The organism is Polaromonas naphthalenivorans CJ2, assembly GCF_000015505.1.
GTDB lineage: Bacteria > Pseudomonadota > Gammaproteobacteria > Burkholderiales > Burkholderiaceae_C > Polaromonas > Polaromonas naphthalenivorans.
In genome coordinates this window covers 4,359,945-4,374,106 of the sequence record NC_008781.1, presented here as the reverse complement: position 1 = coordinate 4,374,106, position 14,162 = coordinate 4,359,945, and the positions used below count along the sequence as shown (strand labels likewise).

The window sequence follows — 14,162 nt, the reverse complement described above, 5'->3', positions numbered from 1 at the left end:
GAAGTGCTCAGGGCGTGCTGGGAATCCACTGGCTGACGGAAGGCTCGGTCAGGTTGCCCACCGGCTGAATGGTCTCGAAGTTCAGCGTATAGACATTGCGGAACAGGTCAATCGCCAGCTTGGATGCATTCATGCCGCTGGTGGTTGCCAGGAGGGCGCCCGCCGGGGTGTAGATGTCCAGGCTGTAGATGCCGGTGTTCGCGTTGAGCGACAGCACATACAGGTAGCCCACGAACTCGATGCCCAGGTCCAGGTACTGAACGCCGCCCGTCTGCGCCTTGAGCTGCATGGTGGACTGGCCGGCAAAAAACGGCGCCGGGTTGGCGCCGGTGTCGAAGGCCTGAATCCGGTTGCCGCCCTGCTCCAGCACCAGGATGGCGCCGCCCGGCGCCACCACGGCGCAGGCCGGGCCATTGAGCAAGCCTTCGCGCGAACCAGGCCCAGCAAACGCTTGCGCCAGCGGCGCGCTGGCGTCTGGCACCGGCGTGGCTGACGGCACCAGCACTTCGAGCTTGCCCAGCGCGGCGTTGATGCTGATCAGCTTGCCGGTGGGGTGGATCAGGAAGGCGTCGGACGGAAAATTGAAGCTGCCGACCGCCTGGCCGCCACGCGGCGAGTCAAATGTGGGCGCGACGCCGACCTGGGTCATGTTGATGCGCCGGACCATGGCGTTGCCGGTGGAGGTGTCGATATAAAAATTCTGGCTGGTCGGGCTGCTGCGGCTGTAGGCCACGCGCGGGGGCGACGGAAAACCGCCGCCCGAATGCATCCAGCCGCTTTGCGGGTCATCGGTAAAGGAAATGTTGGCGAACTGGTAGAGCTGGCCGGCGGCGCCGGAGCCGAACGACGGCACCCCGGCGCTGTAGGACTGCCAGACGTAGCCCACATTGCCGAAGGTTTCGCTGACGGTAATGCCTTGCAGGTTGCACAGGCTGCCCGATACGTTGTTGCAGTTGGCCGGCGTGGCGGCAGGCTGCGGGCCCGCGATCCAGATGTGCTTGCCGCTGCTGTCCAGCCCGAGTTTTTCCTTGTGCGCGTACCGCGTGGCCGTTGTCAGCGGAACCAGGTTTTCCTTGATGGTGAGGGCCGCGGCATCTTGCGCGTTGTCCACCGCGCCCGTGCTGCCGGCGCCGGTGAGCCAGTCGGTGTCGGAGTAGAACGCCGCCGTCACCGTCACCTTGCCGCCAGCGGGCAGGTTGTTGAAGGTGTAGCTCAGGGGTTCGGTGCGCGTGGTGCCCTGCATCGCGATGCGGCCCGACTCCGCCGGCGAGCCGCCGTCGCACACCGCGCGCAGGGTGTAGTAGGTGGCCGTGGCCGGGAATCCCGCAGTGTCGAGCGGGTCGTGGTTCAGCGTGACGGTCAGGTCGTGCGTGGCATCGACCTGCGTGACGAAGGTCCACGGCGCATTGGCGATTTCGGCGCTGGTTTCGGCGATCTGGGCCGCCACCCCCAAGGCCATCACGGCTTGGAAGGCCAGGCCAATGCCGAACGGGATGCAGGATGCAACCGCTTCTTCGGCTTCGCCTATTTTGACATTGGCCTTGATCTCCGCATACAGCGCGGTTGCCCCGTCTTTCAGCGTCGAGGCCAGGGGCCCGGCAAGATTCGTGAAGACCGAGGCGTCTTTGTAAACGCCGCCGACCACCGCGTCGGTCATCGTCAGGAGAAAAATTTTGGCGCTGTCGATCAGAAGTTGTGTCTGCGTGCTGAGCTCCGTTGTCAGCGAGGCATAGCCATCGACGGCGGACAATGCCAGGAAAATGCCCGGCACTGCCAGGTCCAGCACCACCGTCATCACGGCGCCGGGTGTGACGGTGTGCGGATAGCTGTTGCTTCCGCTGCCCAGGCCACCGGCCAGGATCTGGATCGAGGCGGCGCTGTCGGGCACGGTGACGCTGTAGCTTTGCTTGTTCTGGCGGATGGGAATGCCAAGAACGACCAGTTCCTGGTTCACCAGGCTCAGGAAGGCGTCGTAGGTACCGCTCAGGGCAGGCACAAACTGCAACTGTGTCTCCTGGGGCAGGCTGGACACGGCCATCGGATTGCCCGCGCCGTCCAGAAAGCGCACATACAGGCCCAGGTAGCGCAAATACCAGTTTTCGACGGTGAAGCTGACGGTGCGTGCGCCCCCGCCGATGTCGGTGACCCGAAAGCCGTTGCCTGACGAGAGGTCGCGTGCGGTCCAGGACGCGCCGCTGCTGGCCTGAAGCGAACGCGCCAGCAGGGTGCTTTGCGTCGCCGGCAAGCGGGTCGGGGTGCCGCTTTGCGTGACCCACATCTTGCCTTGCAGCCCGTCATTGAGTTCGCTGGCGCTCAGGTCGGCGATGTTGCCGCCGAGCATCGGGTCGTTCTTGACCTTGGGCAGGATGCTGTTGATGGCCGTGCCCGTCAGCTGCAGCGTTTCGGCCGAATGATGGGTGAAATAGAGCTTGTCGCCATTGCTGGCGAGTTGGGGCTGGGGCTCCCCGGTCGTGGGGTCCGGCTTGGTGTATTCAACCAGCGTGGCCCAGCCGCCGGGCGTGGTGGTGGCCGGCCCCTGCCTGTAGAGCGACACGGCCAGGTTCAGCAGATTGATGTCGGCGCAGACAATGGCCTGCTGCACGTAGCTGAGCGTCGGCGCATCGAACGAGCCGATTTCCGGGTGGTGGCAGATCAGCGCCATGGCGTGATCGAAATAGTCCTTGAACTGGTCAAACTCGGTGCCGGTGCAAAGCGAGTTGTTGGCTGCCAGTGCGTTCAGGCCGCCGGCGGACGCTGTGCCGGCGATGTCGTTCAGGCAAGCCTGGTAGGCCGCCCGCTGTGACGCCATCATGCTTTTTCCGCAGGACTGCGTCAGCTTTTCGGCCGCCAGGCTGGAGGCGGCCGAGGGCACGTGATAAAACATCGTGTGCATGTCCCACTCGCCCGGACCACGCTTGCCGCCCCGTGGCACGCCCTTGACGTAGCACATCTGAAGGCGCGCAGGCAGCGCAAGCCCGATCCCCATGTGCGTCACGCTTTGGCTGCTCACCGATTGCAATACCGGGTTGCCAGCCTTGGCCTTTTCAAGCTGGGCGGCGGTCGCGGGCACCAGGGGGTGGTGCCGGGTGCCGGATACCAGGAAAAAATCAGTCTCTGGATGGGCATTGGACAGATCGAAAAAATACGAGTGGATTTCAGTTGCGCCAGCTGCGGGACGGGTGTCGGCGTCGCCGCCCCCGCAACCGACCAGCAGCGGGCCCATGCCCGCCACCAGGCCGGCGCCGGCGGCTTGTTTCAGGAAATGGCGGCGGTCAGGGCGTATCAAGGCGTTCATGGTTTGTTTTTCTATACGTGAAAGGGCAATGAATTGACAACGGCGGGAATCGGCTTACCAGCACGGGTCGGCGCCGCCCGTGAACGGGTTGCCGCACAGCGCCGCTGCGCCCTGGCAGTTGCTGGTGGGCATGGCGCCGTTGCCTCCGCCGTTCAGCGGCGTGGTCCAGCTTGCCGAGGAGCAGGTGAAAGCGTTCGGGCAGGTGCCATTGGTCAGCCCGACGCCTGCCGTGCTCCCATCGGCGCAGATGTTGGTGCAGTCGGTCTGGGGGTAGCCCGCCGATGGGGCGAAAGAAGACTGGACGCAAAACGCCGCAGCAGGCTTGCCCGGCACGCAGGTCGAGCTGCCCGGGCTGGCGGGCACCTTGGCGCCGGGGAAGTTTGAATAGGCGGGGTTTAAATTGGCCTGGATGCAATTGCTGGCCGCATCAAACTGCGCCCCCGTGAAGTCTGCGAACTGCAGGTTGGCGCGAGACAGGTCGGTTCCCTGCAGGTAGGCATTGATGAAGGATGAACTGACGGATGAAAGCTTGTTGTGCGCCAAATTGGCCTGGCCAAACAGCACGCCAAACAAGGCGGCGTTGTTGAAGCTGACACCCGCGCCGGTGACGTTGCTCATATCGACATTGGACAGGTAGGCCGAATCAAAACTCGCGTTGTTGAGGGAGGCGTTGTAGGCGCTGGCACAGGTGGAGGCCACATAGCTGCTGCAGCTGGTCTGCTGGCAGGTGCCCTGCCCATTGCTGCTGTAAAAGCTGGCTGATGACAGCTTCACGCCATCGAGGTTGGACAGCGCCAGGTTGGTGTTGCGCAGGTGCGCCCCGGTCAGCGTGGCCGCCTGGGTGACGCCCTGGCTGCCGTTCAATTGCGCCGCGCATAAATTGGCGCCGTCCAGATTGGCATTGATGAGGTAGGCGCCCTGCAGGCTGACGCTGCGCAGGTCCGCGCCCGACAGGTCGATGTTGGACAGGATGGCGCCGTTCAGGTTGGCGTAGCTCAGCTTGACGTTGGTGAGGTTGACGCCGGAAAAATCGACACCGGCCAGGTTGCAGTATTCACACGAGTCGGTGCTGATGACCATGGTGACGGTGTCCACTGCGATCTGCATGGATTGGGGCGTCCAGCCTGTTGAGCCAAAGCCGCCGGAATAGCAGGTCAGCTGGTCAAAGTGCTGCTGCTCGCCGTTGTACAGCGGCAATGAAAAAGCCGTGGCGCTGGTCTGCAGGCCCAGCTTGAACGAGGTGCCAAGTCCCTTGAGCGCAGGAGCGCCCGAGACGTCGAAGGTCGGCACGTCAGCCTGTGGCATGACCACGGCGCCCGTGCAGTTGGGCCCGGTGTAGAGCGCAATCTGGCCGAAACCTAAAACAGCCGATGGCGGTCCGTCTGGGTAATAGCGGTAGGCAATCGAGAGCGAGGAGGCCACATCGCCTGCGGCTGCATTTCCCACCGTGAGCAGGGAGTCGCTGGTGGCCAGAACAGGTGCCGTCGCGCTGCTCACCTGTACACCCGCCGGCGAATACACGGTCGAATACATGGACGCCAGGGTAAAGCGCGTGCTTGACTGTTCGGTGATGGTTTGTTGCCTGCGTTCCACCAGGGTGGAACTCGCAAAAAAACCGCCCATGCTGTAGAAGCCCTCAGGCGCGTTCGGATCTGGCATCGGAATTGGAGCGGGGTACGCCACCCCGCCAATGGTGACGGTCGGATGCGACGGCACGACAAAAGCATCCAGGCCAAGCGTTGGATACAGGCGCAGAGAGTTGTCATCCACTTCTGTCAGGTAGTCATCCTTTACCAGGCTGGCGTAGGTGGTGCCAAGCCCGCTGTTCCAGAGGGTGGATGCCAGCGTGGGGTCGTATTGAGGGTAAATGGCGTTGCCGTATACGAACGGTGGAATCGAACCCGTTCCAGAATAAAGCTCCATCGCATAAAACTCACATCCAAGAGGAACGCCCATGTAGACGGGTACGTTGAAAGCATTCTTGTCGATGCGAAATAGTGCCTGGGCGCTCCAGGGATTCATGAAGCTGAAGGCGATCTTTCCGTTGCAGCCCGTGCCGAGAGCATCAAGCCCATAAACCGGCTCCGCGTAAAAAGTACCCGCATTTCCGAGCGATCTGGGTTGCGCGCCGGAATTTGCCGCTGGGTTGCGGACAGACCAGTATTCGGCGACCGGCGCCATGGCGTTTGTCGCGGTTGCCGAAGCGGCCAGCAGCTTGGGCGCGTTGAGCAAACCGGGCGGTGCGGACGCTGCTTGCGCCGCCAGCGCAGTGGCTGTCGTGGTGTTGGCCTGGTTGCGCATGAACAGGGTGCGGGCGCTGCCGGTGCCGCCATAGCGGTGCTGCAGGGTGTACGCCCCCTCCCTGGCCTGGAGGGTGACGCAAGGCTCACCCGCCTTGAGCGTAAAAATGGTATGGCCCGCCGCATCCAGCAGCGTCGTGCTGTCGGCGCCCTCGGCCTGCGCGTCCATGCAGAACTTGTAGTTTCTGCCGGACAACTGCATCGGCACGTTCTGCACACCGCTGTCCGGGCTGGATTGAAGGATGACGTGGTGCGACTCGTCGGCGCGAATCGCCGTGTTGGATTTGAAGTCCTCCTGGTGCAGCGTCTTCACCTCTTGCGGGCTGCTCACAAAGGCCCAGGCCTTGCCGGTGAGCCGGACCGCCACGTTGCCAAACACGCGAGAGCCTACGTGCAGCCGCGCCACCGTCAGCGTCGTGTCGGTCTGCGTGCCGCCCAGGTCGGTGTTGCCGCCGGGCGCGGCCAGCGCGGCGCCGGGCGTGTCGGATGCGGTGGCGGGACGAGTCGGGCCGGAGGAAAGCAGCGCCCAGTTGCCGTCCTTCTTGAGCACAAGCTTGACATCGGCCCGGATGTTGCCGGCTACCCGCAGCTGCGGCAGTGTCAGCGTCTCGGTGGAGGACTGGTACAGCGGCACGCTGCCGGTGCCGGGGCTGACCCCGGTGTTGATGCCGGTGCCGCCTGCCGGGGATGGCGTGTCACCGCCGCCGCAGGACGCAGCCAGAACAGCTGCGGCCAGTAGAACCGGGGCAAGGCGGTGTTTCATCATATTTTTCCTTCTCTGATTGGAGGCGATGCTGCGTGGGGCCGGCCTTGGGGTGCCGGTCTCAAGCCGCAATGTGCGTGCAGGCCGGTGCGTTGTCTCACCGCTGACTGTCCGGTGCGGGCTCAATAAGCCCGACACCAACGCCATTGATAATCTGAAGGTATGGTAAAGGTTGAAACAAAAGGCGTCTGTCATTAGTTTTTGGGACAAGCCCGCCTGGCCTTCCGGCCAATTGAATCTGGAGCTTTCTTTTGCATGATGTTTGGGTCAGCCGCAAACCCCGGCATGGCTGGCTGGCGTATGGCATGGCTGTGGCGCTGGCGGCGCTCATGGCCTGCTGGCCGGGGCGAAGCAGCGCCGAGCCCTTGCATTTCCAGACGGCGCAAGTTCTGGGCATGGATGAAGGGCACGGCTTTTCGGCGCCCCCTTATTTGCTGGAAGCCGCCAATCCGCAGGGCGACTGGCGCCCGGTGAGCCTGCCGCATGCGGTGCCGCCGGAACTTCTGCCCGGCGTCGATGACCCGCTCAGGCCCCGTACCGTGGTGAGCTGGTACCGCCTGCAGGTGCCCAGGCAGCAAGACGCGGCGGATGCGCTCAATCCCTACTACCTCTATATTCCGCGCTGGAAAACAGACGGCCAGCTGGCGGTGTATGCCAGCGGACGGCTGGTGTACCGCTCCAGCGGCAACCTGCTCTGGAACGGCTCGAACCATCCGCTGTGGATACCGCTGGACAAAGCCCGGAGCGCCGAGCTGCCGGACAGCCTCCTGCTGAGGGTCGAGCACCTGCGCGCCACCGGTGCGGCCGTCTCCAGCGTCTGGCTGGGCCGGCAGGACGAGATCGGCTGGCGCTATCGGATGCGTGACCTGCTGCAGGTGCAGCTGCCCCTGATGGTCAGCGCGGCATTTCTGGCGGTGGGCCTGTTTGCGCTGTTCGTGTGGATCAGGCAGAAAGCGGCTTCGCGGGCACCGGATTCGCTGTATCTGCTGTTTTTTGCCATGTCGCTGGCCTCTTTTATCCGCAGCCTGCATTTCTACGTCGGCCAGTTCAAGCTGCCGCTGCCCGACCAATGGTTTGGCTGGCTGACCATCAGCGCCCTGTTCTGGCTGATAGCGACCTCGCATTTTCTGCTGGTGCGTCTGCACCGCAGGCCCCAGCCCCGGCTGAGCCGCGCGGTCATCGGCATCACCGCGCTGGTCAGCCTGGTCACGCTGCCGCTGCTGTCGGCGGTCCTGCCCGGTGCGTCCGAGCTGGCGCGCGTCATTTACCTGGTGCTGCTGGGCATGGGTTTTGCCATTGCTATCAGTGGCTTGCGCAATGCCCGGCTGGCCGGATCGGGCGAGGGCCTGCTGCTGGCGTCATGGGGCGTGGCCGGCATGCTGCTGGGCGTGCATGACTGGCTGCTCCAGAACAACCTGGTCAGCGTGGAAGGCAGCTACCTCAGCGTCTATGTCGGCACCGGCCTGTTTCTGATCTTCATGTACATCATGTTTCGCCGCTACCTGGGCGCCCTGGAGGAGGCCCGGCAGGCCAATGCCAGCCTGGCGCAGCGCCTGCGGGCGCGCGAGGCCGAACTCAATGCAAGCCATGCCCGCCTGCGCGAGGTCGAGCACCGGCAGACCCTGAGCCAGGAGCGCCAGCGCCTGATGCAGGACATGCACGACGGGCTGGGCTCGTCGCTGGTCAGCGCCCTGCGGGTGGTGGAGGATGGCCAGCTGCACGAGGCGCAGGTGGCCGATGTGCTCAGGAGCTGCATCGACGACCTGAAACTGGCGATTGACTCCATGGAGCCGGTCGAAGCCGACCTGTTGCTGTTGCTGGCGACGCTGCGCTTTCGGCTCGGCAACCGGCTCAAGAGCAGCAGCATCCGGCTGGTGTGGAACATCAGCGACGTGCCGGCGCTGCCCTGGCTGGACCCGCGCAATGCGCTGCACATCCTGCGCATCCTGCAGGAGGCCTTCGCCAACATCCTCAAGCATGCGCAGGCCAGCGAGATTGGTGTCAGCACCAGCGCTGGCAACGGCTGGATCGAGGTGGCGGTTGCCGACAACGGCCAGGGCTTCAGCGTGGATGAAGCCATGAAAGGCGGCGGCAAGGGCTTGATGAACCAGAGGCGCCGTGCCGAGGCCATTGGCGGCGAAGTGCTGCTGGCGTCGTCGTCCAAAGGCTCGGTGCTGACCCTGCGCCTGCCTGAAAAACACCCGGCGTGAACGCCATGCGCGCGACCGGCGTTTTTTACTACTGAATTCATAGCTGCCAGCGCATACCAGGCGTGCTCCAGAGGCATGTTTGATGCTGAAAAAGAGGTTTACTGCTTGAAACGAATGCGCTCTGGCCCGGCCGCCATGCCTGTCCCCAGTTCCAGGGACAGGGCCGCAGCGGCTTTGGCCACACAATCCTTCGCAACAGCCAGAAAAAAGCGCCGGCCCGGCCGCTTGACTGATGGCCACAACGCAGGAAGCTCACATGCCCCCCAGCCCCGACGGCGCGCTCATCAGCGTCATGCTTGTAGAGGACGACGTTCATTTTCAAAACGCCCTGATCGCGGCCATCGCGAGGGCGCCCGACATCCGGCTGGCAGCGCTTGCGGGCAGCCGCGCCCAGGGGCTGCAAGCCTTGCGCGGCCCGCCCGCCGACGTGCTGCTGGTGGACCTGGGCCTGCCAGACGGCTCGGGCATCGACGTGATTCGCGCCGCGCACAGCCTGTGGCCGGGCTGCGCGGTGATGGTCAGCACCACCTTTGGCGATGAGGCGCATGTGCTGCAATCCATCGAAGCCGGCGCTTCGGGCTATTTGCTCAAGGACAGCGCGCCCGAGGACATGCTGGATGAAATCCGCACCCTGCACCAAGGCGGCAGCCCCATCAGCCCGATGATTGCGCGGCAGATACTGAACCGCTTTCGCGACCGGCCGGCGATGCCTGCGCCCGCTGCCGCCAGCGCTTCGGCTTTTGCGCAAGCGCAGCTTTGCGCGCCCGGCCTGCTGCCCGGTCCTGGCGTGCCTGAGCAGGCGATGCTGTCGAGCCGCGAAATGGAAGTGCTGCAACTGATCACCCGCGGCTTCACGGCCGACGAAATCGCCCGGCTGCTGCAGGTGTCCTCGCACACCGTGCAAACCTATGTGCGCCGCATCTACAGCAAGCTCAAGGTCAGGTCCAAGGCCGAAGCGATTTACGAAGCCAGGCAGCAGGGCATTCTGTCGGCCTGAGCGGTTGGCCGGCCGGCGCGGGCTGATCGGCGCAGGCGTAAAGTAGCGCTCTCGCTGCCAAAAGCACCCATTTTTTACCCGGAGCCCGCCATGAACGCCCCCCTGCACCGCGAAATTCCCGCCGGCATCCTCGACGCCGCCCAGATGCTGTCCCAGGTCACCACGCAGTGGGACGAGGACATCGTCCAGCAACTCACCGACTACATCGCCATTCCGGCCAAGTCGCCGGGGTTCGATCCTGAATGGGTGCAGCACGGCTTCATCGACGCCGTCGTGCGCAATGCCGCAACCTGGGTCGAGGCGCAAAAAGTCGAGGGCTTGACGCTGGAGATCGTCCGGCTCGAAGGGCGCACACCGGTGCTGTTCTTTGAAATCCCGGCGACGCGTGCCGGCTCGACGCAGACCGTGCTGATGTACGGCCACCTCGACAAGCAGCCCGAGTTCAACGGCTGGCGCAGCGACCTCGGGCCGTGGACGCCCAAGTACGAAAACGGCAGGCTCTACGGCCGGGGCGGCGCCGACGACGGCTACGCGGTCTATGCCAGCATCGCCGCCGTGCAGGCGCTCAAAGCGCAGAACATCGAGCATCCGCGCATCGTCGGCCTGATCGAAACCTGCGAGGAAAGCGGCTCGTATGACCTGCTGCCCTACGTCAACGCGCTGAAGGATCGGCTCGGCGAGGTCGCGCTGGTGGTCTGCCTGGACTCGGGCGCGGGCAACTACGACCAGCTCTGGCTCACCACCAGCCTGCGCGGCAACGGCGGCGGCGTTTTGAAAGTCGAAGTGCTGACCGAAGGCGTGCATTCGGGCGACGCCAGCGGCCTGGTGCCGTCGAGCTTTCGCATCATGCGCCAGGTGCTCGACCGGCTCGAAGACAGCGCCACCGGCCGCCTGCTGCCGGCCAGCTTTCACTGCGAAGTGCCCGCCGACCGGCTGGCGCAGGCCAGGGCCACGGCGGCCATCCTGGGCGACGAGCTGTACAAGCGCTTCCCGTGGGCGCATTACGACTGCGAAGGCTCGACCAGTTTCACGCTGCCGACGACCACCGACCCGCTCGAATCGCTGCTCAACCGCACCTGGCGGCCCACGCTCAGCGTGACCGGCGCCGAAGGGTTTCCGTCGCTGCGCGACGCGGGCAACGTGCTGCGACCCTACAGCGCCTTCAAGCTGTCGCTGCGCTTTCCGCCGCTGATCGACGCCGGCGCGGCGGTGCAGGAGCTGAAAAAGCTGCTCGAAGACAACGCGCCGTACCAGGCCAAAGTCACGTTCGAGGGCGGCGGCGGCGCGAACGGCTGGAATGCGCCTTCCAGCGCGCAGTGGTTCGAGGACGCGCTGAACGACGCGTCGCAAAACTTCTTCGGCGCGCCCTGCGGCACCATCGGCCAGGGCGGCACGATTCCCCTGATGAGCCTGCTGAGCCAGGGCTTTCCGAGCGCGCAGATGATGGTCTGCGGCGTGCTCGGCCCGCAGAGCAATGCGCACGGGCCGAACGAGTTTTTGCATGTGCCGTATGCCAAGAAGCTGACGGCGGCCGTGGCGCAGGTGATCGCGCGCATGCCGGGCTGAAAACCGCTTGCGGCCAGCAAATTATTGATGAAAAGTGCTGTTTGCGCATGCAGGGCATGCGCAAACAGCTATTGAAAATATAGCAAACAAGATGCCGCGCCGGCCTTGCGCGGCCTGCTGGTTACGCGCCGTCCGGCTTGATCTGGGCGCGGGCGATGACGGCCTTCCAGCGCGCCTGTTCGGCCCGGATGAAGGCGTCGAACTCCGCGCCCGTGCTGCCCACGGCCAGCGCGGTTTCCTGGGCCAGTTTTTCCTTGACCTGAGCGCTGCGCGATGCCTTGATCGCCTCGGCCTCTAACCTGGCGATGTTGGCCTTGGGCCACTTGCTTGGCGCCATCAGTCCGTACCACTGCGTCATCTCGAAGCCCTTGAAGCCTTGCTCGGCGACCGTCGGAACGTCAGGCAACTGGGGCAGTCGCTGCGCGGTGCCGGTGGCGATGCAGCGCAGCTTGCCGGCCTTGATGAAGGCCAGCAGGGCCGGCGCGCCCACCGAGGCGGCCTGCAGCCGTCCGCCCATCAGGTCGGTCAGCATCGGGCCGGTTCCCCGGTACGGCACATGCACCATGAAGATTCCGCTCTCCATCTTCAGGTACTCGAAGGCCAGATGCCCGGCGCTGCCGTTGCCGGCCGAGCCGTAGTTCAGCTGACCGGGCTTGGCTTTGGCGTAGGCGATGAACTCCTTGAGATTTTTCACCGGAAGGTCGGGATGCACCACATACAGGCTCGGCACCTTGGAGACCAGCGTGATCGGCACGAAGTCCTTGTTGGCGTCGTAGGGCAGCTTGGGGAAGATGTAGGGATTGACGGCCAGGGTGCCGATATGCCCCAGGATCAGGGTGTGGTCGTCGGTGCTGTTGGCCACTTCCTGCATCGCGATGTTGCCGGCGGCGCCGGGCTTGTTGTCCACGAACACGTTCTGACCGATGGTCTTGGCCATCTCGCTGGCGACGGCGCGGGCGACGATCTCGGAACTTCCGCCCGGTGCAAACGGCACGACCAGCCGCAGCGGCTTGCTGGGCCAGACCGCCTGGGCCTGCGAGTGGGGCAGCCACAGGGCGCAGGCTGCTGCGGCGCCGGCCTTGATCAGGTCGCGGCGGTTCAGGTTCAGGTTGTTCATGGCGTGTCTCCTTGAATTGATTTGCAAAAAAATCTCCGGCTGGGCCGCTGCCCGATGCCGCAGGGGCTGGTTTAGTCCAGCGAGATGGCGCTGGCCTTGACCACGCGCGCCCAGAGCGCCGTCTGCTCACGCACGAAGCGCTGGGCCGTGCCCGGGTCGCCGTGTTGAATCTCCCCGCCGAGCTGGGCAATGCGGGCCTTGACGTCGGGCGCGTCCAGCGCTTTTTTCAGCGCCGCCGACAGCTTGCTCACCACGGCTTCCGGCGTGGCCGCCGGAGCAAAGACGGCGTTCCATTCGTACACCTCCGCACCGCTGACGCCCGCCTCGGCCAGCGTGGGCACGTCGGGCAGGATGGGTGAGCGCCTGGCCGAGGTGACGGCGAGCGCGCGCAGTTTGCCGCCCTGGATGTGCGGCAGCGTCGAGGCAAGGTTGCCAAAGAACAAGGGCACCTGGCCGCCAATCACGTCGTTCAATGCCGGACCGCCGCCCTTGTAGGGGATATGCACCATGTCCACTTTGGCGGCCGAGGCAAACAGGGCGCCGGCCAGGTGCTGGGCCGAGCCGTTGCCCGATGAGGCGAAAGACACGGCGCCCGGCCTGGCCCGGGCAGCCGCTATCAGCTCGCCGACATTTTTTGCCGGAAACTGCGCATTGACCAGCACCACGTTCGGGAACAGCGCAATCACGCCGATGGCGCGAAACGCCTTGTCGGCGTCGTAGGGCAGCTTGCGGTACAGCGACGGGTTCACCGCGAACGACGACGCATCGAGCATCAGCGTGTGCCCGTCGGGCACGGCCTTGGCCACCGAGGCGGCACCGATTTGCCCGCCCGCGCCCGGCTTGTTTTCCACGATCACGTTCTGGCCGAGCGCTTCGCCCAGCCTGGGCGCAATCAGCCGGGCCATGGCATCGGCGCCCCCGCCCGGCGGATAGGTCACCACCAGCGTGATGGGTTTGCTGGGCCAGGGCAGGGCCGCTTGGGCGCTTGCCAGCAACGGGGCTGACAGCAGGCTGGCAGCCAGCCAATACCCGAGCGCGGCGGGCCGTGTCGCGTTGGCCAATAAATCGAGCGGTTTCATGGGGTCTCCGGTTTTTTTGTGGGGTTGCAGGGGGCGGATAACTGGCTTAACGGACTTGCGCCGTGTACTGGAAGGCAAACGCATCGCCCAGCGTGGTGCGCAACTCAATGCAGCGCCCCGCCAGGTCGAATGCCGTCCGCTGGACCTGCACGCAAGGGTGACCGGCCTCCAGCTGGAGCCGCCGGGCCTGTTCGGCGCTGAGCAGGCCAAAACTGAGCTGGTCTTGCGCACGGTGCACCGTGACGCCGCACACGCGCTGGTACATGGGGTACAGAAGATCGTCCCAGTCCTCGGTGCTAGAAGCTGCCAGCGCGGCAAAGGCCGGCAGCGGCAGCGTGATGTGTTCGAGCAGGCAAGGCCGGCCGTCCAGGCTGCGCAGCCGCTCCAGCGTCAATACGCTTGCGCCCGCCGGCAAGCCCAGCGCGTCGGCCTCATTCACGCTGGCCAATGCCACTGACCGGGCCAGGATGCTTGACTGGGGCGTTGCCTGCAATTCGCCAGCGTTGCGGAAACGGAAAAAGCGCAGCATCGAAGCGCCGCCCAGCCCGGCGCGCACAAAGGTGCCACGCCCATGGCGGCGCTCCAGCAGTCCCTCGGCCACCAGCAAGGCCAGGGCCTGGCGCAGGGTGCCCAGGGCGACGCCATGCTCCTTGGCCAGCAGCGCTTCGGGCGGCAAGGCGGTGCCCGGAATCCATTCGCCCTGCGTGATGCGGGCGCGCAAGCCGCTGGCCAGCCAGCCGTAGCGGCTCTGACCCGGTGCCGGCTGATCGCCACTGGCGGCAGGTGGTGTTGAAGTTAAATCTTGAATCAACATATAGTCCTCTAGATGACTATA

8 protein-coding genes are annotated in these 14,162 nt (G+C 65.0%); 3 read left to right on the top strand and 5 right to left on the bottom strand.

Annotated elements, in window-relative coordinates; translation table 11 throughout:
• Nucleotides 1-7: 7 nt before the first annotated feature.
• Together PNAP_RS20370 and PNAP_RS25160 are read right to left on the bottom strand one after the other, a co-directional pair.
• Nucleotides 8-3,295, bottom strand: coding sequence for an NHL repeat-containing protein (locus PNAP_RS20370; RefSeq protein WP_011803440.1), 3,288 nt, complete (start codon nt 3,293-3,295; stop codon nt 8-10).
• A 54-nt stretch (nt 3,296-3,349) separates the two neighbouring features.
• On the bottom strand, nt 3,350-6,358 hold the full coding sequence (locus tag PNAP_RS25160) for a pentapeptide repeat-containing protein (RefSeq protein WP_198140660.1): 3,009 nt from the start codon (nt 6,356-6,358) through the stop codon (nt 3,350-3,352).
• 251 nt (nt 6,359-6,609) lie between these two features.
• Between PNAP_RS25160 and PNAP_RS20360 the strand changes: the two genes are divergently transcribed.
• The 3 genes from PNAP_RS20360 to PNAP_RS20350 all read left to right on the top strand — a co-directional run bounded on the left by PNAP_RS20360 (nt 6,610) and on the right by PNAP_RS20350 (nt 11,131).
• On the top strand, nt 6,610-8,568 hold the full coding sequence (locus PNAP_RS20360) for a sensor histidine kinase (RefSeq protein ID WP_011803438.1): 1,959 nt from the start codon (nt 6,610-6,612) through the stop codon (nt 8,566-8,568).
• A 256-nt stretch (nt 8,569-8,824) separates the two neighbouring features.
• Nucleotides 8,825-9,565: a response regulator transcription factor gene (locus PNAP_RS20355; RefSeq protein WP_011803437.1), complete on the top strand. Its 741-nt coding sequence runs from the start codon at nt 8,825-8,827 to the stop codon at nt 9,563-9,565.
• 90 nt (nt 9,566-9,655) lie between these two features.
• The gene (locus PNAP_RS20350) at nt 9,656-11,131 is read left to right on the top strand and encodes a M20 family metallopeptidase (protein ID WP_011803436.1); all 1,476 of its coding nucleotides are present in this window, start codon (nt 9,656-9,658) and stop codon (nt 11,129-11,131) included.
• A gap of 121 nt (nt 11,132-11,252) precedes the next feature.
• Here PNAP_RS20350 and PNAP_RS20345 read toward each other — a convergent pair whose 3' ends face one another.
• From PNAP_RS20345 to PNAP_RS20335, 3 genes are all read right to left on the bottom strand, one after another.
• Nucleotides 11,253-12,248, bottom strand: a complete 996-nt coding sequence (locus tag PNAP_RS20345) for a Bug family tripartite tricarboxylate transporter substrate binding protein (RefSeq protein ID WP_011803435.1) — start codon at nt 12,246-12,248, stop codon at nt 11,253-11,255.
• 71 nt (nt 12,249-12,319) lie between these two features.
• The gene (locus tag PNAP_RS20340) at nt 12,320-13,327 is read right to left on the bottom strand and encodes a tripartite tricarboxylate transporter substrate binding protein (RefSeq protein ID WP_011803434.1); all 1,008 of its coding nucleotides are present in this window, start codon (nt 13,325-13,327) and stop codon (nt 12,320-12,322) included.
• A 46-nt stretch (nt 13,328-13,373) separates the two neighbouring features.
• Nucleotides 13,374-14,141 carry a GntR family transcriptional regulator gene (locus PNAP_RS20335; protein WP_011803433.1) on the bottom strand — a complete coding sequence of 256 codons (768 nt, stop codon included), beginning with the start codon at nt 14,139-14,141 and terminating at the stop codon, nt 13,374-13,376.
• Nucleotides 14,142-14,162: the final 21 nt, after the last annotated feature.

What these genes read in the sequence shown, in the direction of transcription:
- PNAP_RS25160 (WP_198140660.1), bottom strand. Translation starts at nt 6,358, where the DNA reads ATGAAACACCGCCTTGCCCCGGTTCTACTGGCCGCAGCTGTTCTGGCT.
- PNAP_RS20340 (WP_011803434.1), bottom strand. Translation starts at nt 13,327, where the DNA reads ATGAAACCGCTCGATTTATTGGCCAACGCGACACGGCCCGCCGCGCTC.
- PNAP_RS20335 (WP_011803433.1), bottom strand. Translation starts at nt 14,141, where the DNA reads ATGTTGATTCAAGATTTAACTTCAACACCACCTGCCGCCAGTGGCGAT.
- PNAP_RS20345 (WP_011803435.1), bottom strand. Translation starts at nt 12,248, where the DNA reads ATGAACAACCTGAACCTGAACCGCCGCGACCTGATCAAGGCCGGCGCC.
- PNAP_RS20350 (WP_011803436.1), top strand. Translation starts at nt 9,656, where the DNA reads ATGAACGCCCCCCTGCACCGCGAAATTCCCGCCGGCATCCTCGACGCC.
- PNAP_RS20370 (WP_011803440.1), bottom strand. Translation starts at nt 3,295, where the DNA reads ATGAACGCCTTGATACGCCCTGACCGCCGCCATTTCCTGAAACAAGCC.
- PNAP_RS20355 (WP_011803437.1), top strand. Translation starts at nt 8,825, where the DNA reads ATGCCCCCCAGCCCCGACGGCGCGCTCATCAGCGTCATGCTTGTAGAG.